This is a genomic window from Sphingobium sp. DN12, from assembly GCF_051058005.1.
GTDB lineage: Bacteria > Pseudomonadota > Alphaproteobacteria > Sphingomonadales > Sphingomonadaceae > Sphingobium > Sphingobium yanoikuyae.
The window spans coordinates 2248690-2273341 of sequence record NZ_CP173717.1 but is presented as its reverse complement, the minus strand read 5'-3'; the positions used below and the strand labels follow the sequence as shown (position 1 = coordinate 2273341).

Annotated in this window: 24 protein-coding genes and 3 tRNA genes; 13 read left to right on the top strand and 14 right to left on the bottom strand. The window is 66.0% G+C overall.

All coding sequences use genetic code 11. The features are described 5' to 3' along the window. Positions 1–84 precede the first annotated feature (84 nt). From ACI6S0_RS10715 to ACI6S0_RS10700, 4 genes are all read left to right on the top strand, one after another. Positions 85–423 carry a TIGR02300 family protein gene (locus ACI6S0_RS10715; protein ID WP_004207671.1) on the top strand — a complete coding sequence of 113 codons (339 nt, stop codon included), beginning with the start codon at positions 85–87 and terminating at the stop codon, positions 421–423. 88 nt (positions 424–511) lie between these two features. Beyond that, positions 512–587, top strand: a tRNA-Ala gene (locus ACI6S0_RS10710). Positions 588–658: 71 nt separating this feature from the next. Further along, positions 659–734: transfer RNA gene (locus tag ACI6S0_RS10705), tRNA-Ala, on the top strand. 70 nt (positions 735–804) lie between these two features. Continuing rightward, positions 805–880, top strand: a tRNA-Ala gene (locus tag ACI6S0_RS10700). 355 nt (positions 881–1235) lie between these two features. Here ACI6S0_RS10700 and ACI6S0_RS10695 read toward each other — a convergent pair. Beyond that, the gene (locus ACI6S0_RS10695; protein ID WP_434405786.1) at positions 1236–3512 is read right to left on the bottom strand and encodes an ATP-dependent helicase; all 2277 of its coding nucleotides are present in this window, start codon (positions 3510–3512) and stop codon (positions 1236–1238) included. A gap of 113 nt (positions 3513–3625) precedes the next feature. On the opposite strand from ACI6S0_RS10695, the gene ACI6S0_RS10690 reads away from it, so the two are divergent. Both ACI6S0_RS10690 and ACI6S0_RS10685 read left to right on the top strand, forming a co-directional pair. Further along, positions 3626–4021: a GFA family protein gene (locus ACI6S0_RS10690; RefSeq protein ID WP_434405929.1), complete on the top strand. Its 396-nt coding sequence runs from the start codon at positions 3626–3628 to the stop codon at positions 4019–4021. A gap of 106 nt (positions 4022–4127) precedes the next feature. Continuing rightward, positions 4128–4469: a hypothetical protein gene (locus tag ACI6S0_RS10685; protein ID WP_434405785.1), complete on the top strand. Its 342-nt coding sequence runs from the start codon at positions 4128–4130 to the stop codon at positions 4467–4469. Here ACI6S0_RS10685 and ACI6S0_RS10680 read toward each other — a convergent pair. Then, positions 4426–4920, bottom strand: coding sequence for an Rrf2 family transcriptional regulator (locus ACI6S0_RS10680; RefSeq protein ID WP_434405784.1), 495 nt, complete (start codon positions 4918–4920; stop codon positions 4426–4428). The two genes, ACI6S0_RS10685 and ACI6S0_RS10680, sit on opposite strands and share 44 nt — an antisense overlap. Positions 4921–5027: 107 nt before the next feature. Between ACI6S0_RS10680 and ACI6S0_RS10675 the strand changes: the two genes are divergently transcribed. Then, entirely contained in the window at positions 5028–5474 is a 447-nt protein-coding gene (locus ACI6S0_RS10675) for a globin domain-containing protein (RefSeq protein ID WP_010336090.1), read from the top strand. Positions 5475–5489: 15 nt separating this feature from the next. Here ACI6S0_RS10675 and rsmD read toward each other — a convergent pair whose 3' ends face one another. Then, the gene (rsmD, locus tag ACI6S0_RS10670) at positions 5490–6044 is read right to left on the bottom strand and encodes a 16S rRNA (guanine(966)-N(2))-methyltransferase RsmD (protein WP_434405783.1); all 555 of its coding nucleotides are present in this window, start codon (positions 6042–6044) and stop codon (positions 5490–5492) included. Beyond that, complete coding sequence (locus ACI6S0_RS10665) at positions 6041–7510, bottom strand: pseudouridine synthase (RefSeq protein ID WP_434405782.1); 1470 nt, start codon at positions 7508–7510, stop codon at positions 6041–6043. Before ACI6S0_RS10665 ends, rsmD begins: the two co-directional genes overlap by 4 nt. 174 nt (positions 7511–7684) lie before the next feature. On the opposite strand from ACI6S0_RS10665, the gene ACI6S0_RS10660 reads away from it, so the two are divergent. The 3 genes from ACI6S0_RS10660 (at position 7685) to ACI6S0_RS10650 (ending at position 10396) form a co-directional block, all read left to right on the top strand. Then, positions 7685–8167 (top strand): response regulator, encoded by a 483-nt coding sequence (locus tag ACI6S0_RS10660; RefSeq protein ID WP_004207663.1) that lies wholly within the window; start codon positions 7685–7687, stop codon positions 8165–8167. Between the two features lie 99 nt (positions 8168–8266). Continuing rightward, a complete protein-coding gene (locus ACI6S0_RS10655; protein WP_037513151.1) occupies positions 8267–9601 on the top strand; it encodes an AmpG family muropeptide MFS transporter in 1335 nt (444 codons plus the stop codon). A gap of 39 nt (positions 9602–9640) precedes the next feature. Then, positions 9641–10396 (top strand): tetratricopeptide repeat protein, encoded by a 756-nt coding sequence (locus tag ACI6S0_RS10650; protein ID WP_434405781.1) that lies wholly within the window; start codon positions 9641–9643, stop codon positions 10394–10396. Here ACI6S0_RS10650 and ACI6S0_RS10645 read toward each other — a convergent pair. From ACI6S0_RS10645 to ACI6S0_RS10615, 7 genes are all read right to left on the bottom strand, one after another. Continuing rightward, complete coding sequence (locus tag ACI6S0_RS10645; RefSeq protein ID WP_069338132.1) at positions 10393–10833, bottom strand: DUF6628 family protein; 441 nt, start codon at positions 10831–10833, stop codon at positions 10393–10395. The genes ACI6S0_RS10650 and ACI6S0_RS10645 overlap by 4 nt on opposite strands. A 68-nt stretch (positions 10834–10901) precedes the next feature. After that, the gene (locus tag ACI6S0_RS10640; RefSeq protein WP_434405780.1) at positions 10902–12236 is read right to left on the bottom strand and encodes a bifunctional folylpolyglutamate synthase/dihydrofolate synthase; all 1335 of its coding nucleotides are present in this window, start codon (positions 12234–12236) and stop codon (positions 10902–10904) included. Positions 12237–12269: 33 nt separating this feature from the next. Beyond that, the gene (accD, locus tag ACI6S0_RS10635) at positions 12270–13118 is read right to left on the bottom strand and encodes an acetyl-CoA carboxylase, carboxyltransferase subunit beta (protein WP_004207658.1); all 849 of its coding nucleotides are present in this window, start codon (positions 13116–13118) and stop codon (positions 12270–12272) included. Further along, positions 13115–13933: a tryptophan synthase subunit alpha gene (trpA, locus tag ACI6S0_RS10630; protein ID WP_434405779.1), complete on the bottom strand. Its 819-nt coding sequence runs from the start codon at positions 13931–13933 to the stop codon at positions 13115–13117. The genes accD and trpA overlap by 4 nt, the downstream gene beginning before the upstream one ends. A 2-nt stretch (positions 13934–13935) precedes the next feature. Then, a complete protein-coding gene (trpB, locus tag ACI6S0_RS10625) occupies positions 13936–15177 on the bottom strand; it encodes a tryptophan synthase subunit beta (RefSeq protein ID WP_434405778.1) in 1242 nt (413 codons plus the stop codon). Between the two features lie 96 nt (positions 15178–15273). Further along, complete coding sequence (locus ACI6S0_RS10620) at positions 15274–15918, bottom strand: phosphoribosylanthranilate isomerase (protein WP_434405777.1); 645 nt, start codon at positions 15916–15918, stop codon at positions 15274–15276. A 38-nt stretch (positions 15919–15956) separates the two neighbouring features. Continuing rightward, on the bottom strand, positions 15957–16808 hold the full coding sequence (locus ACI6S0_RS10615) for a lysophospholipid acyltransferase family protein (RefSeq protein ID WP_048938451.1): 852 nt from the start codon (positions 16806–16808) through the stop codon (positions 15957–15959). Between the two features lie 65 nt (positions 16809–16873). On the opposite strand from ACI6S0_RS10615, the gene ACI6S0_RS10610 reads away from it, so the two are divergent. Continuing rightward, positions 16874–17989 (top strand): glycosyltransferase, encoded by a 1116-nt coding sequence (locus tag ACI6S0_RS10610; protein ID WP_434405928.1) that lies wholly within the window; start codon positions 16874–16876, stop codon positions 17987–17989. Between the two features lie 44 nt (positions 17990–18033). Here the strand turns inward: ACI6S0_RS10610 and ACI6S0_RS10605 are convergent, their stop codons facing one another. Together ACI6S0_RS10605 and gyrA are read right to left on the bottom strand one after the other, a co-directional pair. After that, positions 18034–18381, bottom strand: coding sequence for a DUF952 domain-containing protein (locus ACI6S0_RS10605; protein ID WP_010336100.1), 348 nt, complete (start codon positions 18379–18381; stop codon positions 18034–18036). Further along, positions 18378–21113 carry a DNA gyrase subunit A gene (gyrA, locus tag ACI6S0_RS10600; protein WP_434405776.1) on the bottom strand — a complete coding sequence of 912 codons (2736 nt, stop codon included), beginning with the start codon at positions 21111–21113 and terminating at the stop codon, positions 18378–18380. The genes ACI6S0_RS10605 and gyrA overlap by 4 nt, the downstream gene beginning before the upstream one ends. Before the next feature lie 276 nt (positions 21114–21389). Between gyrA and ACI6S0_RS10595 the strand changes: the two genes are divergently transcribed. Together ACI6S0_RS10595 and ACI6S0_RS10590 are read left to right on the top strand one after the other, a co-directional pair. Further along, positions 21390–22661 carry a hypothetical protein gene (locus ACI6S0_RS10595; protein ID WP_004207650.1) on the top strand — a complete coding sequence of 424 codons (1272 nt, stop codon included), beginning with the start codon at positions 21390–21392 and terminating at the stop codon, positions 22659–22661. 106 nt (positions 22662–22767) lie between these two features. Further along, the gene (locus tag ACI6S0_RS10590) at positions 22768–24045 is read left to right on the top strand and encodes a tetratricopeptide repeat protein (RefSeq protein ID WP_072894621.1); all 1278 of its coding nucleotides are present in this window, start codon (positions 22768–22770) and stop codon (positions 24043–24045) included. Between the two features lie 95 nt (positions 24046–24140). Here the strand turns inward: ACI6S0_RS10590 and ACI6S0_RS10585 are convergent, their stop codons facing one another. Beyond that, entirely contained in the window at positions 24141–24614 is a 474-nt protein-coding gene (locus ACI6S0_RS10585) for an Lrp/AsnC family transcriptional regulator (protein WP_004207648.1), read from the bottom strand. Positions 24615–24652 lie beyond the last annotated feature (38 nt).

The following is a 24652-nucleotide window of genomic DNA, read 5'->3' as shown; positions in this document are numbered from 1 at the left end:
TGGCAAGGCGCCCGACGTTTCGTGGCCGACTTCCGTCGTGCCGCGTGATTTCTGTTTGAGCATCGAAGAAGGAACAGGCCGGACATGGTGAAGGCTGAATGGGGCACGAAGCGGACCTGCCCGAAATGCGCGACTCGCTTCTATGACCTGGGCAAGGACGACCCGGTGACCTGCATCAACTGCGGCGCCGCCTGGGAGCCCGAACCGGTGCTGAAGTCGAAGCAGCCGCTGCCCTATGAAGAGGCCGCGCCCAAGAAGGTCGTGGAAACGGCCGATGGCGAGCTGGAGACGGCGGACGATGATCTGGACATCGATCTGGACGTCGATGATGACGGCGATTCGCCGGATAATGACGTCGATCTGGGCGGCGATGACGACCTGGGCGTCGATGCCGGCAACGATGACGGCGACGACGACAATTAAGTGAAAATTCTGCTTGCCAACGGGATCGCCTGATCCTAGAGGCAGCGACCTCCGAGGCGCCGGACCCAACGGCGCCTCAAGATGGTACGGGGCCTTAGCTCAGCTGGGAGAGCGCCTGCATGGCATGCAGGAGGTCAGCGGTTCGATCCCGCTAGGCTCCACCAATTTTTTCGGCCGACGGCTTGTGCCGGACATGGTTTGATCCATCGGGACGCGGTTCGCGCCGTATCAGGATGGGGCCTTAGCTCAGCTGGGAGAGCGCCTGCATGGCATGCAGGAGGTCAGCGGTTCGATCCCGCTAGGCTCCACCAATTTTTCGGCCGACGGCTTTTGCCGGACATTGTCTGATCCATCGGGACGCGGTTCGCGCCGTATCAGGATGGGGCCTTAGCTCAGCTGGGAGAGCGCCTGCATGGCATGCAGGAGGTCAGCGGTTCGATCCCGCTAGGCTCCACCATTTTTCTTCACATGGCATCATGCACACGCAACCCATCGGATTGCGTTGATGGCCTTCGGATTCGGTCGGGCTGGCTGCGGTGTCGGTTGGTGGCAAATTTCACTACGCTTGCAATGGCGATGTCGGGTTCTGACGGCTGATGACCAATCGCAGTCATTCCTCCCCGGCACGGGGAGGTGGCAGGCGCGGAGCGCCTGACGGAGGGGCAGGAGCCTATTAACGCTGCGCTATCCGGCCTGTGCCCCTCCACCACTCGCTGCGCGAGCGGTCCCCCTCCCTGTGCCGGGGAGGAATGGCCGTAAGCCACCCTCTTAGGCCATTCCTGCTTTTGCGAATGAGGACGGGGCAACGCCGCTCAGGCCAGCGTGACGAAGCTGTCCATCACCCGCTTGCGGCCGGCGGTTTCGAAGTCGATTTCCAGCTTGTTGCCCTCAATCGCGGCGATCGCGCCATAGCCGAATTTCTGGTGGAAGACGCGCTGGCCGACGGCCACATCGTCGCGGCCCTTGTTGCCGAGCGACACGGCGGAGGTGCGGGCTTCGACGATTCGCACGGGTTCGCGGCTGAACTGGCCGCTGGTCTGGGCGCGCTGCCAGCCGGGGCCGCGCGACGAGCCGCGCGCGACATTGGCGAAGGGATCGTCCCGTTCGGACCAGTTGGCGCGCCAGAGCGAGGCGCCGCCGGACATGCTGCTTTCCTCATCCACATGTTCGGGTGGCAATTCGCCGACGAAGCGGGAGGGGATGCTACTGGTCCACTGGCCATAGATGCGGCGATTGGCGGCGTGGAGGATGGTGCAGCGCTTGCGCGCGCGCGTGATCGCCACATAGGCGAGGCGCCGTTCCTCCTCCAGGCTGTTGAGCCCGCCTTCGTCCAGCGCGCGCTGCGAGGGGAAGATGCCTTCCTCCCAGCCGGCGAGGAAGACATTGTCGAATTCCAGCCCCTTGGCGGCGTGGATGGTCATGATGGTGAGCTTCTGCTCGTCCTGCTGCGCCTCATTGTCCATGACCAGGCTGACATGTTCGAGGAAGGCGCCCAGCGTCTCATATTCCTCCATCGCGCGGGTGAGTTCGCTCAGATTTTCGAGGCGGCCGGCGCTTTCGGTGGAGCGTTCGGCCTGGAGCGTGGCGGTATAGCCGCTTTCGTCCAGGATCTGGCGCGCCAGTTCGGCATGGGGCAGTTGTGCGGCGCGATCGCGCCAGCGGGCGAGGTCGCCGATGAAGGCGCCGAGCGAACGGCGCGCCTGGGGCGTCAGTTCGTCGGTGTCGAGGATGCGGGCAGCGGCGAGGGCTAGGGGAACGCCCTCCGCGCGCGCCAGCCGATGCAGCTTCTCGACCGCCTTGTCGCCCAGGCCGCGCTTCGGCACGTTGACGATGCGTTCGAAGGCCAGGTCGTCGGCCGGCTGGTTGACGAGGCGCAGATAGGCGAGCGCGTCGCGGATTTCGGCGCGCTCATAGAAGCGGAAGCCGCCGACGATGCGATAGGGCAGGCCGATCTGGATGAAGCGGTCTTCGAATTCGCGGGTCTGGTGCTGGGCGCGGACAAGGATCGCGACCTCGTCCAGCGAACCGCCGGCGCGAGCGATCGCCTCGATCTCGTCGCCGACGCGGCGGGCTTCCTCCGGCCCGTCCCACACGCCGAGCACGCGCACCTTCTCGCCAACGTCGATGTCGGTCCACAGGGTCTTGCCCAGGCGATTGCCATTTTCCGCAATCACCCCGGAGGCGGCGCCCAGGATATGCGGGGTGGAGCGGTAATTCTGTTCCAGGCGAACGATCACAGCACCCGGAAAATCCTTTTCAAACCGTAGGATATTGGCAACTTCTGCGCCACGCCATGAATAGATGGACTGATCGTCGTCACCGACGCAGCAGATATTCTTGCGGGTCTGGGCGAGCAGGCGGAGCCAGAGATACTGGCTGGAGTTGGTGTCCTGATATTCGTCCACCATGATATATTTGAAGCGTTGCTGATATTGCTCCAGCACGTCGCGGTGGCGCTTCAAGATGGTGAGAGAATGTAGCAGCAAGTCACCGAAATCACACGCATTCACTTCACGCAGGCGGGCCTGATAGGCGGCATAGAGCTTCTGACCCTTGCCATGGGCATAGCCTTCCGCCTCGCCGGCGCCGACTTCCTCCGGCGTGAGGCCCTTGTTCTTCCACTGGTCGATCAGGCCGGCGAGCTGGCGGGCGGGCCAGCGCTTCTCGTCAATCCCCTCCGCCTGGATCAACTGCTTCATCAGGCGCAACTGGTCGTCGGTGTCGAGGATGGTGAAATTGGACTGGAGCCCGACCAGTTCGGCGTGGCGGCGCAGCATCTTGGCGGCGATCGCGTGGAAGGTGCCGAGCCAGGGCATGCCCTCGACCGCCGGGCCGATCATCCGGCCGACGCGCTCGCGCATCTCCCGTGCCGCCTTGTTGGTGAAGGTGACAGCCAGGATTTCCGACGGCCAGGCGCGCTGGGTCGCGACCAGATGGGCGAGGCGGGCGGTGAGCGCTGCGGTCTTGCCCGTGCCCGCGCCGGCCAGCACCAGCACCGGCCCCTCCGTTGTCAGCACCGCTTCGCGCTGCGGTTCGTTGAGGCCCTTCAGATAGGGCGGATCGTTGGGAGAGGGGGCAGGCACGGTCATGGGCGATCAACTAGGGATGGGTGGTTGCGGGGGCAAGGGCGGATGGCCTTGCAGCGGGACGCAATCTATGAGAACAAAAAGGGAATCACGCAAGATGCGAATGGAGCAAGATGATGGTGACGGGGCGGTGCCAGTGCGGGGCGATCCATTATGCGGCGGAGGGCGAGCCGGTTTACAGCGCGCTCTGCCATTGCAGCGATTGCCGGATGAGCGCGGGCGCGCCGATGGTCGGCTGGGCGCTGTTCCCGCATGACAAGGTGACGATAGAGGGCGATCCGGTCACCTATCAGTCGTCGGACAATGCGACCCGCCATTTCTGCGGCACCTGTGGCACCGGGTTGTTCTACACCAACCCGACGGTCTTTCCCGGCATGATCGACATCCAGAGCGCGACGCTGGACGACCAGAGCGCCTTTCCGCCGGCGGTGCATGTCCAATATGCCGAGGCGGCGCCGTGGATGGCGGCGGCGCATGACCTGCCCCGGTTCGATCGATACCCGGCGGACTGAGTGCGGTCGGCGTCAGCGGCGGCACGGTTCGTCGCTGACGCGGAACAGGGAGGCGGGGCGGCCGGTTTCTCCCTTGCTCGGGGCAAGGAGTAGAAGGACGAACCCGATGAAGATCATCATGATCGCCGGCTTTGCCGCCCTGTCGATGGCGGCGCTGCCCGGTCAGGCCGGGGCGCAGGCGATGTCGTCGCCGGCCCAGAAGCAGGATCCCAATGCGGCCCAGCCGACCGGCGCGGTGCCGGCCGAGACGGGCATGGTGCCGGCGCCGGCGGACGTGCCGCGCGATCCGGCCGCGCCGGTGGGCACGGCGGCCAATCCTGTGACGGTGGGCGGCAACATGACGCCGCCGCCGACCGAGGCGAAGGCCTATCCGGTCTGCGGCAAGGGCGTGCAGGACGGTTGCGTCAATCCGGGCGAGGCGAAGAAGAGGATGCGCAGGCCGGGCTGAGATCCGGATTGGGATCGGCGGCGGCAGGGCCGGGCAGGGCGGCGATGAGCGCTGCAAGGCCAGCCCGGTCACGCGCCGCGTCGGCCAGGCTATAGCCGTCCAGCACCGTCAGGAAGGCGCCGACCGCCTGGGCCAATATGCCTGACAGGCCGCAGGCCGGGCGGATCGCGCAGGACGCGCAATCGGCCATCGCCATGTCCGGCTCGCTATGGCGCACCACTGTGCCGATGCGGATATCGGCAGGATCGGCGGCAAGGGCGAAGCCGCCGCCCCGACCGCGCTGGGTGCGGATGAAGCCACCCTGGCCCAGACCATGCACCACCTTCATCAGATGATTGCGCGACAGGCCATAGGCGTCCGCAATCTCCGGGATCGTCGCCCGTCCGCCCGGCACGGCGGCAAGATGGATCAGCACGCGCAGCGCATAATCGGTGTGGCGGGTCAATTGCATCGCGCCCTCCTATCCTGCGGGCAGAGCGTCATAAACATATATTCAATTTACATCTTAAAAGATGCATATTAAATGAACCTTATCGAGTCCCCGATAAGGAGCCTGTCATGCGCGAAAATCTGTCCCCCGAAACCATCGCCATCGTGAAGGCGACCGGCCCGGCGCTGCGCCGTCATGGCGTCGAGATCACCACCCGCATGTATGCACGGCTGTTCGAGGATGCGTCGATCAAGGACATGTTCGATCAGGCGGCGCAGGCCAGCGGCGAGCAGCCGCGCCGGCTGGCGGCGGCGATCCTGGGCTTTGCCGAGAATGTCGACAAGTTGCAGGCGCTGGACGGCGCGATTGCGCGCATGGTGCAGCGCCATGTCGATACGGGCGTGCAGCCGGACCATTATCCCAAGGTGGCGGCCGCCCTGCTGCCCGCGATCCGCGAAGTGCTGGGCGAAGAAGTGGCGACCGATGAGGTGCTGGCCGCCTGGGCGGAGGCCTATGGCTTCCTGGCCGATATCCTGATCGGCAAGGAGCAGGCGGCCTACGCAGAGGCCGCCTGATATTTCGCCTGATGGTTACGCGGTGGGCGCGCTGTCCTCTGCGCGGAGCAGGGTGAGGCGAGCCTTGCCGACGTCGCGCACGGCGTCGACGATGAAGCCCTTGACCGCCACGTCTTCGCGCCGGTCGGTTTCGATGCTGATCCAGGTGGCCGGGCTGGTCCAGCCCAGGCGTGCCAGCTTGTCGAGTGCGACCTGGCCCGCACCGGTGTCATAGGGCGGGTCCATGAAGATGAGGTCGAGCGGCGTCTTCGTCGGGCCGAGCGACAGCACGCTGGTCTGGCGGATGTCGGGGCGCAGGCCGAGCTTGTCGCCATTGGCGCGGATCGCGTCGATCGCCGCCTTGTCCTGCTCGACGAACAGGCAGGAGCCGGCGCCGCGCGACAGGGCTTCAAAGCCCAGCGCGCCCGAGCCGGCGAAGAAGTCGCCCACGGCGAGGCCCTCGAACGATCCCAGCCGGCTCGCCAGCATCGAAAAGAGCGTCTCACGGGTGCGGTCGCCGGTGGGACGGGTGGCGTCGCCCTTGGGCGCGACCAGCGGACGGCCGCGCCATTGGCCCGATATGATCCTCATTTCTGTGCTTTCTTCAGGCTGCTGCGGAAGGCGACCAGATCATGCTGGCGCACTTCCTCGACCGCGCCGCCGGCCAGTTCGCCCAGTTCGAACGGACCGTAGCTGGTGCGGATCAGGCGATTGACCTTGAGTTCGAAATGTTCGAGCACGCGGCGCACTTCGCGGTTCTTGCCTTCGGTCAGGGTCATTTCGATCCACTGGTTGCGGCCGGTGCGCCGTTCCAGATTGGCCTCGATCGGACCATATTGGATGCCGTCAATCTCGATGCCGTCGAACAGATCCTCCAGCTGCTGCTGGCTGACCTCGCCAAAGGCGCGGGCGCGATAGGTGCGCGGCACGCCGGTCGAGGGCAATTCCATCTCGCGCTTGAACTCGCCATCGGTGGTGAGCAGCAACAGCCCCTCGGTATTCATGTCGAGCCGGCCGATCGGCATCAGGCGCGGCAGGTCGTCGGGCAGGATGTCGTAGATGGTCGGCCGTCCGGCGGGGTCGCGCTCGGTAGTGAGGAAGCCGGTCGGCTTGTGGAACAGGAACAGGCGCGCGGGCGCGGGCGCGGCGACCGGATTGCCGTCCACGGTGATGCCATGGAGCGAGGTCAGCAGCGTCGCGGGGGTGTCGATCGTGACACCGTCCCTGGCGATACGGCCTTCCTCGATCATCCGCTCGATCTCGCGGCGCGAGGCGATGCCGGCGCGGGCGAGCAGCTTGGCGATGCGCTGGGGTTCGCCCTTGCCGCTGTTTTCCGCGGCGGCGCGGGCCGGGTGCGGGTTGGCGACATGGGGGGCAGCCGGCTTCTTGCTGCCGGGGCGGCGCGGCGGATAGGATGTGCCGGGCGTGCGGCCTTCGGGGCGCGGGCGGGCCGGGCGGTCACCGAAAGCGGGACGGGCGGCACGATCGCCAAAGGGCGCGCGGGCGGGGCGATCTCCAGCGGCGGCGCGCTCGGGGCGCTGGCCTTCGACCGGGCGACCGCTGCGGGCGGGGCGTTCGGCGCGATCCGGCTGGGCGGCGCGATCGGGACGGCCACGGGCCGGGCGCTCGCTGCGTTCTCCGCGCGCTTCGCCGAAGCGGCCACGACCTTCGCCGGCAGCGTTGCGATCGGGACGCGCGCCACGGGCCGGGCGGTCGCCACGGCCTTCTTCGCGGTTTCCGGCAAAGCGACCAGTTCGGCCTTCGCCCGAAGCGCTGCGATCGGGGCGGGCGCCGCGACCTTCGCCGAAGCGATTGCCACGGGCCTCGCCGGGGCCATTGCGATCGGGGCGTTCGCCACGCGGGGCGGGGCGGTTCGAACGGCCTTCGCTGCGGCTGTCAAACCGACCTTCGTTGCGACTGTCCGATCGGGCGTCCGATCGGGCGGGGCCACGGCCAGTGCCGCGATCGGCGCCGCCACGCGATCCGGGGGCGGAGGGACGCTTGGGACCGCCCGGACCCGACCGGCGCGGCGGACCAGATTTTTTTGGCGGTTCCACTTGATGCATTCCTTTTCGTGACGGGTGGCCATCCCCATATCAGGGCGGCATGTGCAATATGATGAACGGTGCCATAGCGCCGTCCATGTGAACGGCAAAGCCCCGGCCGGGCGCAACCCGGCGCCGGGGCGCGGCGTTGGTCGGTTGCATGGCGGAAACGGGGCAGGACAGCAAATGTTTTTCGGGCGAATCAGAGGGGACGACACCGCCAGGGACGGGGCGAGAGACGGGGCAGGTGCGCCGCGCAACGCCATTCGCAGCGTGCTGGTGGTGGAGGATGAACCGCTCGTCGCCTTCGACCATGAGCATATCCTGTCCCAGGCAGGCTATCGCATCGCCGCCACCGTCGACAGCCACACCCACGCCGCCCGCGTGATCGATATGGGATCGGTCGATCTGGTCGTCACCGACATCAATCTGCGCGGTGGGCGCTGCGGCATAGAGGTCGCGCGTCATGCCCATGCGCGCCAATTGCCGGTGCTGTTCGTCACCGGTGCCTGCCCGGCCGATGCGCGATCGCTGGCGGTGGGCTGTCTCGCCAAGCCCTTCGCCCCGCGCGACCTGCTGGCGGCGATCGCGGTGGTCGATGCGGTGCTGGCCGGTCGCGCGCCACCACGCAAGCCGCGCGGCATGAAGCTGTTCGCCGAGATCGCCTGACGCCGGGCTGATCCGGGGCAGGCAGGCGGCCGTGCCGCTTGCCTCTGCCGCATTTGCTCATATGGTGGCGCCCGTAATGAACGGGCGCGGGGAATATGTGTGACAGATATCGCCGAGGGTAAACGGAACTGGCGGGATGTCATGCGTCCCTATTTCGGGAAAATGCCGTTCGTGGCCTTGTTGATCGGCATATCGAGCGGGTTTCCGCTTATGCTGCTGCTTGGCACGATGGGCTATTGGCTATCCAAAGTGGGTATCCAGAAGTCTACGATCGGTTTCGCTATCGGCCTGACGACACCCTATACGCTCAAATGGCTCTGGGCACCGCTGGTTGATAAGCTCCCGCTTCCGATCCTCACGCGGCTTTTCGGTCAGCGGCGCGCCTGGCTGTTTTTCATTCAGTTGCTGCTGTTCGGCGCAATCTGGATGCTGGGGAGCAGCGATCCTGCCAATCATCTGGGCTATTTCGCCTTTTGCGCGATCCTCGTCTCCTTCCTGGGGGCGACACAGGATATCGTGATCGATGCCTATCGCATCGAGATATTGAGCGATGAAGAGATGCCTTATGGCACGGCGACGAACCAGTTCGGTTATCGGCTTGGCGCCTTCTTCTCCGGGGTCGGGACGATCTTCCTCTATTCACCGCAGACTGGGCTCGGCCTTGGCTGGCCGCTTGCATATGGTCTGACCGCCTTGCTGGTGCTGCCCGGCGCGCTGGGCGCGCTCTGGGCTGGGCCGGGCACTTATGTTGATCGCCACGGCGAAATGGCCGGCAAGCGGTTCGGTGCATGGCTGAAGGAAACCGTGCTCAATCCCTTCATCGAGTTTCTGGGGCGCAAGGGATCGGTCCTGATCTTGCTGTTCGTGCTGCTCTACAAAATAGGTGATGCGATGGGGCAGGGCATGCTCAACCCGATGATCGTCGATCTTGGGTTCACCGATGCCGAGTTTATCGCCATCAACAAGGTCGTCGGTTTCTGGGGCCTGATCGTCGGTACGGCGTTGGCCGCGCCTTTCATCGCATGGCTCGGCATGGGGCGCGCCCTGTTCATATCGGGGCTGATGATGATGCTCAGCAATTTGACGTTCGTCATCGTTGCGATGCACGGTCATTCGAATTTGTGGCTGACCATAGCGGTGGCAACGGAGCAGGTGACGAGCGGTATCGGTTTGACGGTGTTCGTCACCTATCTGTCCGGCCTTTCCAGTCTTGCCTATACCGCAACCCAATTCGCATTATTGTCATCGTTCGCTGCTGTAGGTCGCACTTGGCTGGCTGCGCCGGCAGGGATCATCGCTGAGAATGTGGGATGGGTCGGGTTCTGGCTGACGACGGTCGTCGCGGCATTGCCCGGCATGCTGTTGCTCTGGCTGATCTGGCATAAGGGTTTTGTTGTGGACAGCGTTCGTCAGCCCAGCACGACGGACGACTGAGTTGACGAATAGGTCGAACAATCGGGACTTTTGTATCGCATGATCTTCCTCGTCGCGTCCATCTGTATCCAGATCATCTGTGCGGTCGATGTCGTGCGCAGCGGCCGCAACCAGATCTGGATGCTGTTCATCTTCCTCTTCTCGCTGGCGGGCTGCTTTGCCTATCTGATGCTGGAAGTGCTGCCGGCCTATTGGGGCAATCGCCATCTGCGCACGGCGCGCAGCCAGGTGGTCGGCAAGGTCGATCCCGAACGCGGCCTGCGCAAGGCGCGGGCTGATCTGGACCTAGCGGAGACCGCCGCCAACCGGATCGCGCTGGGCGATGCGCTGCTGGACCTCGGCCGCTTTGCCGAGGCGGAGGCGGCCTATCGCAAGGGGCTGGCGCTGGGGCCGGGACAGGATGCGACGACGCAGGTCAAGCTGGCGCAGACCCTGTTCGAACTGGGGCGCAGCCGCGAGGGACTGGCGGAGCTGGACGATGTGCCCGACGTCGGCCGGGGCAGCGAATGGGATCGGCGTGCGCTGTTGCGGGCGCGGATGCTGGCCGATATCGGTGAGGATGCGCAGGCGCGCCTGCTGTTCGAGGATGTGATGAGCCGCTATGCCGGCGAGGAGGCGCGCTGCCATTATGCGGCCTTCCTGCTGGAGCAGGGTGACCGGCTGCGCGCGCGGCAGATATTGGAGGAGGTCGAGCAGCGGGCCAGGCGGCTCGACCGCACCCAGCGCGCCGCCCAGGCCGACATGTATCGCTGGGCCGGCGAGCGGCTGGCGGAGTTGCGGAAGGCGGCGGCTTAAGAGGCGGCGTAGAGGTCCAGCGGCCGGCCAAGGTCGCTATGCGCCTGCGCCACCGCCTGCAGGCAGGTGAGCGCGCCCAGCGCATCGTCATTGCCCAGCAGTCCCGAGACATTGTCGAAGGCGGTATGCGGATCACGCAGCGCATCGCCCACCGCCTGCATGATCGCCGCCTCGTCTGCCGTCATCCGCGCGCAGCAACAGGGCGCGACCAAAATCTTGCGACTGGCGGCGCGCGCCAGTTCCAGCATCATCGCGCGCATCAGTACCAGGGGCCGGCGATAGCTTTTGCCGAAGGCGCCCAGCATCGCATTGGCGGCATGGGCATCATTGACCCCCGCTGTCGCCATGCGGCGCATGACGAACAGGAACAGCCGATTGCCATAGCCGCCCGGAATGGGCCGGGGCAGTTCGACGGGGTAGCTTTCTCCATATGCCATGCGGGTGCGCCTTTATGTGACTCGGGGACACACAAGCTACGCTATTGCGAGGCATTCGCAAGTCAAAATCAGTCGGGCAATTGTCCGTTCAACCGCAAAATCTCTCCGGCCATATAGAGCGAGCCGGCGATCAGGATGATCGGTGCCGCATCCTGGGCCTGGGCGGCATCCTGTGCGATGGCGGCGATCGCCGCTTGCGGACCGTCATGGGCGGTGCAGCCTATGCCCCAGCGGGCGGCGACGGCGGCGAAGCGTTCGGGCGGATGATGGTCATGCCCCGGCACCGGCAGCGCATGGATATGGGCGATCCGGCCGCCGAACGGCGCGAGATAGGCGTCCATATCCTTGTTGGCGAGCATGCCGATGACGAGCTGGATCTGGCGGCTGTGCAACCGGTCGGCGGTGAAGAAGGCGCTGATCGCCTGGCCGGCGGCTTCATTATGGCCGCCGTCAAGCCAGGCTTCCGCCGCGTCGGGCAGGGCGGCGAGCAGCGGGCCGCGCTCCAGCCGTTGCAGCCGGGCGGGCCAGTGCGCCCAGAGCGGCGCGGCCTTCAGGGCTGCTTCGCTGACCGGCACGGCCTGCTGATGGCGGAGCATGGCGATGGCGAGGGCGACATTCTGGACCTGATGCGCGCCGGGCAGGCGTGGCATCGGCACGTCGACATGGCCCTGTTCGTCGCGATAATGGACCCGGTCGCGATAGACGGCCGCGTCCCAGGCGGTACCCATGGCGAGCCATAGGGTGCCGGCGCGATCGGCGGCGTCCTGCATCACCGGGGCGAGGGCGGCGTCATAACGCTGGGTCACCAGCGCCGCGCCGGGCTTGGCGATGCCGGCCTTTTCCGCGGCGATGACGGGCAGCGTGTCGCCCAGGAAGGCCTGATGATCGATGCCGAGCTGGGCGATGCCGCAGACGACCGGATCGACGATGACGTTGGTGGCGTCGAGCCGCCCGCCAAGGCCGACCTCGATGATGCAGGCGTCGGCATCATGTTCGGCAAAGGCGAGGAAGGCGGCGGCGGTCGTCACCTCGAAGAAGCTGGCGCCGATCCCTTCGGCCACGTCCAGCACGCGGGCGAGATAGGCGGCGAGCATGGCATCGTCGATCAGCTTGCCGGCGATGCGGATGCGTTCGTTGAAGCGGACCAGATGGGGCGAGGTGAAGACATGGACGGTCTTGCCGTCCGCCTCCAGCGCGGCGCGCAGGAAGGCGCAGGTCGACCCCTTGCCGTTGGTGCCGGCGACATGGAAGACCGGCGGCAGGCGATGGTGCGGATCATCCAGCCGCTCCAGCAGCCGGGTGATCCGCTCCAGTCCCAATATGTCGGCGCCGGGGGACAGCGACCAGAGCCGGTCAAGCTGGGCCTGGACCTGCGGGTCGTCCGAAACGGCATGGTCGGCCATGGCGCGCTGATCCCCCTATCGCGCTTTTGAGGCTCAGGCGGCGGCGCGCGGCGTCAGATAGCCGATCACGCGGGCCAGCGTGTCGCGCAGTTCGCTGCGATGGACCACCATGTCGAGCATGCCATGGTCGAGCAGATATTCGGCGCGCTGGAAGCCTTCAGGCAGCTTTTCGCGGATCGTGCTTTCGATGACGCGCTGGCCGGCGAAGCCGATCAGGGCATTGGGCTCCGAAATCTGGATATCGCCCAGCATCGCGTAGCTGGCAGTGACGCCGCCGGTGGTCGGATCGGTCAGCACGACGATATAGGGCAGGCCGGCCGCATGCAGCTTCTGGATCGCCACGGTGGAGCGCGGCATCTGCATCAGCGATAGGATGCCTTCCTGCATGCGCGCGCCGCCGGCAGCGGTGAAGATGACATAGGGGCATTTATGCGCGATCGCGTCGTTGATGCCCTGGATGAAGGCGGCGCCCACGCCCATGCCCATGGAGCCGCCCATGAAGGCGAAATTCTGCACGCCCATGACCAGCGGCACATCGTCGATTGCGCCGCGCGCGTTGATGAGCGCGTCCTGGTCGCCGGTGGAGGCGCGGGCGGCCTTGATCCGGTCCGGATAGCGCTTGCTATCGCGGAACTTGAGCGGATCCTCCGGCACGCCGGGCGTCGGCAGCAGGATGAAGCCGGCGTCGAGGATCTGCTCGAACCGTTCCGACGGGCCGATGCGGCCATGATGGTCGCAGCGCGGGCAGACCGAGAGATTTTCCTCCCATTCCTTGATGAAGACCATTTCCTTGCACGACGGGCACTGGTGCCAGAGCGTTTCGGCGGTGGTTTCCTTCTTGGTGAAGGGCAGGGCGTTACGAACGCGGTTGATCCAGCTCATGCTGCGGTCTCCCGGATAGAAGTGGTGAGGGCGCCGCTGAGCGACGCGACGAATTCCTGGACGAAGGGCGCGGCGGCATCGCCATGCGAGCCGACGATGTCGACGATCGCCGAGCCGACCACCACGCCATCGGCGACGCGGCCGATGGCGGCCGCCTGTTCGGGCGTGCGCACGCCGAAGCCGACCGCGATCGGCAGGTCGGTGGCGGCCTTGAGCCGATCGACCGCCATTTCGATATTGGCCTGCGCCGCCTGCTGCTTGCCGGTGATGCCGGCGACGGCGACATGGTAGAGGAAGCCGCTGGCGCCGTTCAGCACGGCGGGCAGGCGGGCGGCGTCCGTGGTCGGGGTCGCGAGGCGGACGAGATGGACGCCGACGGCGCGCAGGGCGGGGCCGAGTTCGGCATCTTCCTCCGGCGGGATATCGACGCAGATCACGCCGTCGACACCGGCGGTCTGGCACTGGTCGGCGAACCATGCGGACCCGCGCGCCAGCATCGGATTGGCATAGCCCATCAGGATCAGCGGCGTATCCGGGTGGCGCGCGCGGAAATCGGCGGCGAGCGCGAAGACGTCCTTGGTCTTGGTGCCGGAACCCAGGCTGCGCAGGTTGGCCAGTTCGATCGCCGGGCCATCAGCCATAGGATCGGTGAAGGGCATACCGAGTTCGATGATGTCGGCGCCGCCCGCGACCAGCGCATCGAGGATGGCGGGGGTCGAGGCGACGTCCGGGTCACCGGCGGTCACGAAGGTGATGAGTGCGGCGCGGCCCTGTGCCTTGCAGGCGGCGAAGCGGGTGGCGAGACGGTCGGTCATGCTCACATCTCCACTCCCAGCGCGTCGGCGACGGTGAAGATATCCTTGTCCCCCCGGCCCGACAGATTGACGACGATGATCTTGTCCGCGTCCAGCGTCGGCGCGACCTGTTCGGCCGCCGCCACGGCATGGGCGGATTCGAGCGCGGGGATGATGCCTTCGAGGCGCGAGAGGGTCTGGAAGCTTTCCAGCGCCTCATCATCCTTGATCGGCAGATATTTCACCCGGCCGATCTCGTGCAGCCAGCTATGTTCCGGGCCGATGCCGGGATAGTCGAGGCCAGCCGAAATGCTGTGGGCTTCGGTGATCTGGCCGTCCTCGTCCTGGAGCAGATAGGTGCGGTTGCCGTGCAGGATGCCCGATGCGCCGCCCGCCAGCGAGGCGGCATGCTTCTTGTCGAGGCCTTCGCCGGCCGCTTCCACGCCGATCATCGCGACTTCGGGATCGTCGAGGAAGGGATGGAACATGCCGATGGCGTTGGAGCCACCACCCACCGGGGCGATCAGCATGTCGGGCAGGCGACCTTCAGCCTCCATGATCTGCGAACGGATTTCCTTGCCGATGATCGACTGGAAATCGCGCACCAACTCGGGATAGGGGTGCGGGCCGGCGGCGGTGCCGATGATGTAGAAAGTGTCATGGACGTTCGACACCCAATAGCGCAGGGCGTCGTTCATCGAATCCTTGAGCGTCGAGGAGCCGGAATGGACCGGGATCACCTCTGCGCCGAGCAGCTTCATGCGGAAGACGTTGGGCTTCTGCCGCTCGACATCCTTGGCGCCCATGAAGATCTTGCATTCCATGCCGAACAGGGCGGCGACGGTCGCGGTGGCGACGCCGTGCTGGCCCGCGCCGGTTTCGGCGATGACCTTCTTCTTGCCCATGCGGCGGGCAAGCAGGGCCTGGCCGATGCAATTGTTGATCTTGTGCGCGCCGGTGTGGTTCAGTTCCTCGCGCTTGAGGTAGATTTTGGCACCCTTGCCCGGTTCGGCCTTGGCGCGCAGCGCTTCGGTCAGCCGTTCGGCATAATAAAGCGGGTTGGGGCGGCCTACATAGGAGCGCAGCAGCTCGGCATATTCGCCGTGAAATTCGGGATCGGCCTTGGCCGCCTTGTAGACCTTTTCCAGCTCCAGGATCAGCGGCATCAGCGTTTCGGCGACATAGCGGCCGCCAAAGGCGCCGAAATGGCCGTTATCGTCCGGTTGGCTGCGAAGGCTGTTAGGCAGGGTGATCGTGTCGGTCATGAATATCTTTCCGGGGACAAATGATGGGCGTTCGCTTGTGGTCAGGAAGCGATCAGCGCCATCGTCCTTCGATGCGCATGGCAGGGGCGTTCAGCGTCAACATGCCGACACCGCTTTGCAGAAGGCCATGATCTTGTCCACACTCTTGATGCCCGGTGCATCCTCGACGCCCGAAGAAACGTCGATCAGCGGCGTGTCGGTCAGGCGGATCGCATCGCACACATTGTCGATGCCAAGGCCACCGGACAGGCCCCAGGGCGCGGGCATGGCGACGCCGCGCAGCAGGGTCCAGTCGAAGCGCAGCCCCATGCCGCCGGGCAGCGCCGCGCCATCGGGCGTCTTCGCGTCGAACAGCAGCCGGTCGACCGTGCCGGCATAGGCCTGGGCAGCGTCGATATCGGCGCGGGTCTTGACCGAAATCGCCTTCCAAACCGGCAGGCCGAAACGCTGGCGGATGGCGGCGACCCGCTCCGGGCTTTCCTTGCCATGGAGTTGCAGGGCGCTGAGCGCACCGGTGCCGGTCAGGCGGGCAAGCTCCTCGTCATCGGCATCGACGACCACGGCAACGCGATCGACATGGGCCGGGACGGCCGCAGCGAGCGCGCGCAGCTGGTCGGCTTCGACATGGCGCGGGCTTTTGGGGAAATGGACGAAGCCGACATGGCTCGCCCCGGCGCGCACGGCGGCGCCCACCGTCTCCGGCGTCGACAGGCCGCAGATCTTGATCGCGATTCGGGACATGGGCGGGCCTTTAGACCGTAAGGGAAGGGAAGTCACATTCAGACAGGCTGGGTCAGGTCCATGTCGTGCAGCGCCAGCCACTGATCGGCATGGTCGATGCAGGCCTGGCCCAGGAAGCGATCGAGGACAGCGACGATCTCCGCATCGCTCATCGTCCGGGGATCGAGCGGCGGATGCCAGTGCAGCGCGAAATGCGGGCCGCTGGTGCGGACCAGATAGAAGGGCAGGAATTGCGCCCCAACCTTGCGCGCGAGGCGCAGGGCGATCGAGAGATTGCCCGACGGTTCGAGCGCGCGGCCGAAGGTCGGGAACCAGACCTGCCGGTCGCGTCGTTCGTCAGCCAGGATATAGAGGGTGGCGCGATCCTTCTGGGTCAGATGCTTGAGCACGCCGCGTGCCGCGCCATCGCCGCCGATCGCCTCGCCCATATAGCTGGATCGCGCCTTCTTGAGCTGGGCGGCGATCCGGGGGTCTTCGGGATCTTCATAAACGCCAAGGCCTGGTCGGTCGGTCGACCATTTGATATGGGCGGCGAGCAGATCCCAATTGCCGATATGGCAGGTGAAGGCGATCATCGGGCCGGGACCGTCCAGCACCGCCTGATAGGCTGGCTGGTCGATGACGGTCACATGGTCGGCATTCACCAGCCGGTCGATATTGGCGAGTTCCGCCAGCGTGCGGCCGACATTCACCCAGCGCCGGGTCAGGATCGCTTCGCGTTCCGCCTGCGGCAGGTCGGGCCGCAGCCGTGCCAGATTGGCGCGGGCACGGGCGTCGCGCAGCTTCATCCGGGGACGGGCGACGTGCGCCGACAGCCAGCCGCCCAGCCAGGAGGCGAGGCTGGCCGGAAGCAGACGGAGCAGGGTGAAGAGAAAGGGGTTGGAGAGCATGGTCCTGCCCGTCATACAGGAGCCGTTGAGGCGGTAAAGAGCCGCGAAGGGGGCTGGTGGTGACGATGATGCTGGCGCTGTGGCTGCTGCTCCAGGCGCTGAGCCTGCTGGGCGTGGTCAATTATTGGCGCCATCTGCCGACGGACCGGCAGGAGGAGGCGCCCGGCGGCGCGGTCATGATCCTGTCGGTGCGCGATGACTGGGAAGGTGACAGCGAACTTGTCACCCGGCTGAAGGCGCAGAACGCGCCGTTCCGGTTGCTGCTGGCGACGTCCGGGCGTTGCGCAGCGGCGGAAGCGCTGGCCGCTGCCGAGCCCGATTGGGTGCAGATCGTGCGCGCCGGCGTGGCGAGCGACGAGGGGCAGAAGGTCCACAAGCTGCGGGCGGCGCTCAAGGCGTTGCGCGACGCGGATCATTATTTGATCTTCATTGATGCCGATATCGAACCGCCGGCGCGGCTGGTCGGGCGGCTGCTCTTCCCGCTGGTGCGGGGCAAGGCGGATATCGTGACAGGCTATCGCCTGCTGCTGCCGGCCGGGCAGGGCATGCCGGCGCTGGTCGGCGCGGTCGAACTGCAACTGGCGACGCTGCCGCGCGCGGCCAGTGCGACCATGCCCTGGGGCGGCGCGATGGCGATGACGCGGATGGCGGCCGAGCGGATCGACATCGACGCGGCGCTGGCCGGGCGCTTGTCCGACGACATGGCGATCGGCCTGGCTGGATGGCGCGCGAAGCTGCGGATGCGGCCGGTGCGCGACCTGCTGGTGGCGAGCCCATTGGACGGAAGGTTGAGTGCGCTCTGGAATTTTGGGGTGCGTCAATATCGCCATATCCTCACCAACAGCCCGCGCATGTGGGCGGTTGCGACCGGCGCCGTCGCGCTGCAAGCAGGATTCTGGCTCTGGGCGCTGGGCTGGGGCGGCTGGCCGGCCATCGCGATCGGCTATGGCGCGGCCTGGGGCCGGGCGGCGGCGCGGCGGCGGATATTGTCGGCCGTGCTGGAGCCGGCGCAGGCGGCGCGGGCGCGCCGATCGCTCTGGTGGGATATGGCCGTGCCCTTTGCCGTCTGCTGGGCGCATCTGGCGGTGCAGCTCCAGGCGTCACTCTCCAACCGCATCCGCTGGGGCGGCTGGACCTATCGCGTCGTGCGTGGCCGGGTGGTGGAGATGGGGCGGGGGTAGTTCCCTTCCTCCCCGAGGCTGGCTCGGGAAGGAAGGGGAATGGATCAGAACCCAGCCGGGAACAAATGATTGCCGGCGTCGTCGAGGCGCAGGATCACCTTGCCGGCGACGGCGCTGATCGGCAGGTCGCCATAGAGATGGGGGAAGAGGGCGCCGCCGCGCGACACTTCCCATTTGATCGCCTCGCCAAAGGGAGCGAGGTCGATCATCAGCATGACCAGCCGATCCTGTCCCGCGAAATGCTTGGCCGCCGTTTCGGCCGCCTGATCGCGCGTGGACATATGGATATAACCGTCCTGCAGGTCGATCGGTGCGCCCTTGAACACGCCGTCGGCTTTGAACTGGTCATATTGCTCGGCCGTCAGGATCTTGTAGGCGAAAAGCTCGCTCACGCCTCGCCACCCTCGCTGCCGGTTTCCGGGGCCGCTTCGGGCGCACCCTCGATGGTGCCTTCGGCCGTGGCCTCCGCATTGTCATCTTCGCCGTCCTCGATCCGGGCGGTGGACACGACATGCTCGTCCTTGGCGACGTTGAACAGGCGCACGCCGGCCGAGTTGCGGCCGATCACGCGCATCGACGACAGGCCCATGCGGATCAGCTTGGCCTGATCGGTCACGAGCATCAGATGATCCTCATGCGCGACCGGGAAGCTGCCGACGACCAGGCCGTTGCGGGCGATATTGTCGATATTGGTGATACCCTGGCCGCCGCGACCGGTGCGGCGATAATCATAGGCCGAACTGATCTTGCCATAGCCATTGGCGCAGACGGTCAGGATGAACTGTTCCGCCTGGGCAAAGGCGGCCATGCGTTCGGCGCTGTTGATCGCCGGGGTCGCCTCATTCTCCTTCCACGGCGCGGCGCGCAGATAGTCGTCGCGTTCCTCGGTGGTCGCGTCGAAGCCCTTGAGGATCGAGAGCGAGATGACCTCGTCGCCATCCTTCAGCGTCATGCCGCGCACGCCGGTCGAGGTGCGGCTCTGGAATTCGCGCACGTCGGTGGCAGCAAAGCGGATCGCGCGGCCCTGGCGGGTGGCGAGCAGCACGTCATCCTCTTCGGTCAGCAGCGCAACGCCGATCAGGCGATCGTCGCTGCCTTCGTCGAAGCGCATGGCGAGCTTGCCGTTGCTCGGCACATTGGCGAAGGCGTCCATGCTGTTGCGGCGCACGGTGCCGTTCGCGGTGGCGAACATGACGTGCAGTTCCTTCCAGCTTTCCTCGTCCTCCGGGAGCGGCAGCACGGTCTGGATGGTTTCGCCCGGTGCCAGCGGCAGCAGGTTGATCATCGGCCGGCCACGGGTGGCGGGGCCGCCCTCGGGCAGGCGCCAGACCTTGAGGCGATAGACCTTGCCGGCGGTCGAGAAGAACAGCACCGGCGTGTGCGTCGAAGTGACGAACAGTTCGGTGACGGCATCCTCATCCTTGGTCGCCATGCCCGAACGGCCCTTGCCGCCACGGCCCTGGGCGCGGAAGCTCTCCAGCGGGGTGCGCTTGATATAGCCCTGCACGGTGACGGTGACGACCATCTCCTCGCGCTCGATCAGATCCTCGTCATCAATGCCGTCGGCGGCAGGGGCGATGACCGACACGCGCGGCGTGGCGAATTCGCTCTCGATCGCTTCGAACTCTTCGCGCATCACGGCGTAGAGCTTCACCCGGTCACCCAGGATGGCGAGATATTCGGCGATGGCTTCGGCCAGTTCGGCCAGTTCCTTGCCGATTTCGTCACGGCCGAGCGCGGTCAGGCGATGCAGGCGCAGGTCGAGGATGGCGCGGACCTGAACGTCGCTGAGCTTGTAGCTCTCGCCGCTGACTTCGGTCTCGATCGCCTCGACCAGGGCGAGATAGGGCGCGATCTCGCCGATCGGCCATTCGCGCGCCAGCAGCGATTCGCGGGCGGCGGCCGGGCTGGCCGAACCGCGGATGATCTTCACCACCTCGTCGAGGTTGGTGACCGCGACGACCAGACCGAGCAAGATATGGGCGCGGTCGCGCGCCTTGTTCAGCTCGAACTTGGTGCGACGGGTGATGACCTCTTCGCGGAACTTGACGAAGGCTTCGATGATCTCGCGCAGGCCCAGCAGTTCCGGGCGGCCGCCACGGATCGCCAGCATGTTGGCGGGGAAGCTCGACTGGGCCGGGGTGTTGCGCCACAGCTGGTTGAGGACGACGTCCGGGGTGGCGTCGCGCTTCAGGTCCATGACGATGCGCACGCCTTCGCGGCTCGATTCGTCACGAATGTCGCTGATGCCCTCGATCCGCTTGTCCTTGGCGGCTTCGGCGATCTTCTCGACCAGGCCGCTCTTGCCGACCTGATAGGGGATGGAGGTGAGGACGATCGAGCGACGGTCGCCGCGGCCTTCCTCCACCTCGTGCCGGGCGCGCATCAGGATCGAGCCGCGACCGGTATGATAGGCGTTGCGGGCGCCCGACTGGCCCAGGATCAGCGGCGCGGTCGGGAAATCGGGACCGGGGACGATCTGGATCAGTTCGTCGGTCGAGATTGCCGGGTTTTCGATATAGGCGAGGCAGGCGCGCAGCACTTCGCCCAGATTATGTGGCGGGATGTTGGTCGCCATGCCAACCGCGATGCCGCCGGCGCCGTTGACCAGCAGGTTCGGGAAGCGGGCGGGCAGCACCTGCGGCTCGCTTTCCGAGGAGTCATAGTTGGGCGTGAAGTCGACGGTGTCCTTGTCGAGATCGTCCAGCAGCGCGGTCGCGACCTTGGCCAGGCGCGCTTCGGTGTAACGCATGGCGGCTGGCGGATCGGGGTCCATCGAGCCGAAGTTTCCCTGACCGTCGATCAGCGGCACGCGCATCGACCAGTCCTGGGTCATGCGGGCCAATGCGTCGTAGATCGAGCTGTCGCCATGGGGGTGATATTTACCCATGACTTCACCGACCAGACGGGCCGACTTGCGATAGGGGCGGTTGTAGACGAAGCCCGATTCCTGGGCCGAGAAGAGAATGCGGCGATGCACCGGCTTCAGGCCGTCGCGCACGTCCGGCAGGGCGCGGGAGACGATCACGGACATGGCATAGTCGAGATAGCTCGACTTCATCTCATCAACGATGCTGATGGGGCTGATGTCCGAAGGGTCGGCGAGGACGGTCTCGTCGGTCAAGGCGATTCTCTTTTTGGATGGGTGTGATGCGTTGCCACTGCACTAGCCGAGCGAAACAAATCTGTCACCCCTCGCGCGCGCCCGCGCGCCCGCATGTGCAGCCAAGGCGGTGATTGGCGGGCGTGAAGAAAAGCGGAACGAAGCGGCAGCATGACAGTTGCAAAATGCGCGGATATAGGCTTGTTCAAAGCCCGTTCACGCGCCGACCCCTAATCGGCGTTCAACCCGGATGTCGCCTGTGGTCCCCCTGTCAGGCGCGAAAAGGAGATGAGGATCATGCGTTTTGTTACCCCGCTGTCGCTCGCGCTGGCTCTGGCGCTGACCGGCGGCGCCGTTTCGGCTCCCGCCTCCGCCGCGAAGAAGGAAGAAAAGCCGGCCGGCCGCAAGCTGAACGTGTCGCCCGAAGTGCTCAAGTCGCTCCAGGCTGCCCAGAAGGCGTCCGACGCCCAGGATTTCGCCGGTGCCAAGACGGCGCTGACCGAGGCCGATGGCAAGGCGGCGTCGAACGACGACAAGTATCAGATCGGCGCGATCAAGCTGAACACCGGCATCCAGAGCAAGGATGACGCGCTGAAGATGGAAGGTCTCAACCAGATGCTCGACAGCGGCCTGACGCCGCCCGAGCAGACCGGCCAGTTCAACATGGTGGCGGCCGACGCGGCTCTTGCCCAGAAGAATTACGACGTCGCCATTTCGCGCGGTCAGGCGGCGCTGGCCGCCGGTTACAAGGCGGAGCAGGTCAACCCGACCATTGCGCAGGCGTATTTCGGCAAGGCCGGCACCGGCAACGCCTCGGCCGAACCGGCGCGTGGCTTCAACCAGCAGGGCCTCGCCGCGCTGAAGGCGGCGGCTGATGCGACCAAGGCGTCGGGCCAGCCCGTGCCGGCGCAATGGTATCAGATCGGCGTCAGCCGTGCGGCCGCCGCGCGCCTGCCGGAAGTCACCGACTGGGCCAAGTGGGCCTATGCCGCCAATCCGAGCGGTGAAAATCTGCGCACGCTGATCCGTCTGTTCCAGCAGGCGAACCCGAACATCACCAACCGCGAAAATCTGGACGTGCTGCGCCTGATGTCGGCGGCCAAGGGTCTGGTGGTCGCTGCCGACTTCACCGAACTGGCCGAAATGGCGTCGAAGACGGGTATCTATGGCGAGGTCAAGTCGACGATCGACGCCGGTCGCGCCAAGGGCGTGCTGAACGCCAGCCAGGCGGGCGACATCTATCAGGCCGCCGTGGGCCGCATTCCGGGCGACAAGTCGTCGCTGGGTGCCGCCGAAGCGGATGCCGGCAAGGCCGCCAATGGCAAGGTCGCGGCTGCGACCGGCGACGCCTATCTGGGCTATGGCGACTATGCCAAGGCGGCGGCGATGTTCGAACTGGCCAAGCAGAAGGGTGGCGTCGACGCCGACGAGATCAACACCCGCCTGGGCATTGCCAAGACCATGGGTGGCGACAATGCCGGCGCCAAGTCGGCGTTCGAGGCAGTCCAGGGCGGTGCGCGCAAGCAGATCGCCGATCTGTGGCTGACCTATCTGGGCACCAAGGCCTGAATCTAGTATAAGGCGCGCAGATCGTCGCTGGTTCGGCGGTCTGTGCGCCTATATTTTTTTGAATGACCGGCCGGGGGCCGGGATATTGCAGTGGGGGAGGCCTGTCATGGCCAAGCGGAATCCTGTTTTTCTGACTATCGGACTGCCGGTCGTGCTGGCCGGCGCCATGTTGGCGACGCCGGCTGCGGCCAAGAAGAAGATCGTGGTGGCAGGGCCGCCGATCGAGATGTCGGACGCCTTTCGCGCCGATGTGCAGGCCGCCGAAACCGCGATCAAGGCGCGTGACGCGTCGACCGCCAATCTGCGCATCGCGTCGCTCAACCCGACCACCGACATGGAAGCCTATGCCGCGGCCGGCCTGCGTTTCGAGGTGGCGGTGCTGCGCCGGGACATCCAGGCCCAGCGGATCGCGCTGACCGACATGTTCAAGACCAGTTCGGTGCCCAAGGCGGACGCGCCGCGCCTGCGCTTCATCGCCGGCTATCTGTCCTACATGGTCGCGAACTATACCGATGCGGTGGCGCAGCTCGATTATGCCAAGACGCTGGGCTATTCGGGCATCGACGCCACCATGCTGCGCGCCGATATCGCGATGCGCAAGAACAAGTCCAAGGAAGCCCGCACCTATGTGCAGGAGGCGCTGGCGCAGCAGAAGGCATCGGGTCAGCCGATCCCGGCCGCCTGGTATGACCGCGCTATCTCCATGGCCTATCAGGCCAATGACTGGGATGAGGTGAGCAGCCTCTATCGCGAGCGGCTGGAGGTCTATCCGTCGACCCCCGAATGGCGTTCGGCGCTGACCAACTATCTGGCCGGCCAGGAAAGCGACCCGCAGGTCCAGCTCGACCTCTATCGCCTGCAGGCCGCCAATGGCGCGATGGCGAGCGAGCGCGATTACCAGACCTATGCCCAGCTGGCCGAGAAGACCGGCAATTTTGCCGAAGCCAAGGCAATCATCGAGGCGGGCCGTTCGGCCGGCAAGCTGACGACCAGCCAGGCGACCACGGCGCAGCTGCTGAAGGCAGTGACGCCCAAGGCGACCAAGGATATCGCTGCCATGCCCGCGCTGGCGAAGAAGGCGGCGGCGGCGAGCGATGGCAAGGCGGCGCTGAATGCGGCCGACGGCTATTTCTCGCTCGGTCAATATCCGCAGGCGGTGGAGCAGTATCGGCTGGCGCTGAGCAAGGGCGGGGTCGATCAAGGCCATGCCAATGCGCGCCTGGGCATCGCGCTGGCCCGTTCGGGCGATCTGGCCGGTGGCAAGACCACGCTGGCCCAGGTGACCAGCGGCAACTGGAGCAATGTCGCCGGCTTCTGGTCGGTGTGGGTCGATCTGCAGCATCGCAAATCGGCGCAGCAGGGCACGGCGCAGACCGCCAGCTGATCGCGGCGCGACATGATATGCAAAAGGGCCGGTCCCCCCGCGGGGCCGGCCCTTTTTCGTTGTGCCTCTGTGCCGGCTGTCGCGGGCTGACCGGATCAGACCGGCAGCGGGACGCCGGGCAGATTCTTCGACGTGCGGATCGTCAGCGACGTCTTGACGCTCACCACATTGGGCGCCGGCGTCAGCTTCGACGTCAGGAATTGCTGGAAGCTCTGCAGGTCGCGCGCGACCACCTTCAGGATGAAGTCGATTTCGCCGTTCAGCATATGGCATTCGCGCACTTCGGGCAGGGCATCGACATGGTCCTGGAAGGCCTTCAGATCGGCCTCGGCCTGGCTCTTGAGGCTGACCATCGCGAACACGGTGATGGTGTAGCCGAGCATCGCCGGATCGACCACGGCGTGATAGGCTGTGATGGCGCCGGCTTCCTCCAGCGCGCGGACGCGGCGCAGGCACGGCGGTGCGGTCAGCCCGACCTTCCGCGCCAGATCCACATTGGTCATCCTGCCATTGTCCTGCAACTCGCCCAGGATCTGCAGGTCGATGTCGTCGATATTGGGCCCCGCCATCAGATTGATTATTTCCTTACCTGTTACTGCGGGCGCAT

Bases quoted from the DNA above. Each gene is read 5' to 3' on its own strand.
- ACI6S0_RS10715 (WP_004207671.1), top strand. From the start codon at position 85: ATGGTGAAGGCTGAATGGGGCACGAAGCGGACCTGCCCGAAATGCGCG.
- ACI6S0_RS10695 (WP_434405786.1), bottom strand. From the start codon at position 3,512: ATGACCGTGCCTGCCCCCTCTCCCAACGATCCGCCCTATCTGAAGGGC.
- ACI6S0_RS10690 (WP_434405929.1), top strand. From the start codon at position 3,626: ATGGTGACGGGGCGGTGCCAGTGCGGGGCGATCCATTATGCGGCGGAG.
- ACI6S0_RS10685 (WP_434405785.1), top strand. From the start codon at position 4,128: ATGAAGATCATCATGATCGCCGGCTTTGCCGCCCTGTCGATGGCGGCG.
- ACI6S0_RS10680 (WP_434405784.1), bottom strand. From the start codon at position 4,920: ATGCAATTGACCCGCCACACCGATTATGCGCTGCGCGTGCTGATCCAT.
- ACI6S0_RS10675 (WP_010336090.1), top strand. From the start codon at position 5,028: ATGCGCGAAAATCTGTCCCCCGAAACCATCGCCATCGTGAAGGCGACC.
- rsmD (WP_434405783.1), bottom strand. From the start codon at position 6,044: ATGAGGATCATATCGGGCCAATGGCGCGGCCGTCCGCTGGTCGCGCCC.
- ACI6S0_RS10660 (WP_004207663.1), top strand. From the start codon at position 7,685: ATGTTTTTCGGGCGAATCAGAGGGGACGACACCGCCAGGGACGGGGCG.
- ACI6S0_RS10650 (WP_434405781.1), top strand. From the start codon at position 9,641: ATGATCTTCCTCGTCGCGTCCATCTGTATCCAGATCATCTGTGCGGTC.
- ACI6S0_RS10645 (WP_069338132.1), bottom strand. From the start codon at position 10,833: ATGGCATATGGAGAAAGCTACCCCGTCGAACTGCCCCGGCCCATTCCG.
- ACI6S0_RS10640 (WP_434405780.1), bottom strand. From the start codon at position 12,236: ATGGCCGACCATGCCGTTTCGGACGACCCGCAGGTCCAGGCCCAGCTT.
- accD (WP_004207658.1), bottom strand. From the start codon at position 13,118: ATGAGCTGGATCAACCGCGTTCGTAACGCCCTGCCCTTCACCAAGAAG.
- trpA (WP_434405779.1), bottom strand. From the start codon at position 13,933: ATGACCGACCGTCTCGCCACCCGCTTCGCCGCCTGCAAGGCACAGGGC.
- trpB (WP_434405778.1), bottom strand. From the start codon at position 15,177: ATGACCGACACGATCACCCTGCCTAACAGCCTTCGCAGCCAACCGGAC.
- ACI6S0_RS10620 (WP_434405777.1), bottom strand. From the start codon at position 15,918: ATGTCCCGAATCGCGATCAAGATCTGCGGCCTGTCGACGCCGGAGACG.
- ACI6S0_RS10615 (WP_048938451.1), bottom strand. From the start codon at position 16,808: ATGCTCTCCAACCCCTTTCTCTTCACCCTGCTCCGTCTGCTTCCGGCC.
- ACI6S0_RS10610 (WP_434405928.1), top strand. From the start codon at position 16,874: ATGATGCTGGCGCTGTGGCTGCTGCTCCAGGCGCTGAGCCTGCTGGGC.
- ACI6S0_RS10595 (WP_004207650.1), top strand. From the start codon at position 21,390: ATGCGTTTTGTTACCCCGCTGTCGCTCGCGCTGGCTCTGGCGCTGACC.
- ACI6S0_RS10590 (WP_072894621.1), top strand. From the start codon at position 22,768: ATGGCCAAGCGGAATCCTGTTTTTCTGACTATCGGACTGCCGGTCGTG.
- ACI6S0_RS10585 (WP_004207648.1), bottom strand. From the start codon at position 24,614: ATGGCGGGGCCCAATATCGACGACATCGACCTGCAGATCCTGGGCGAG.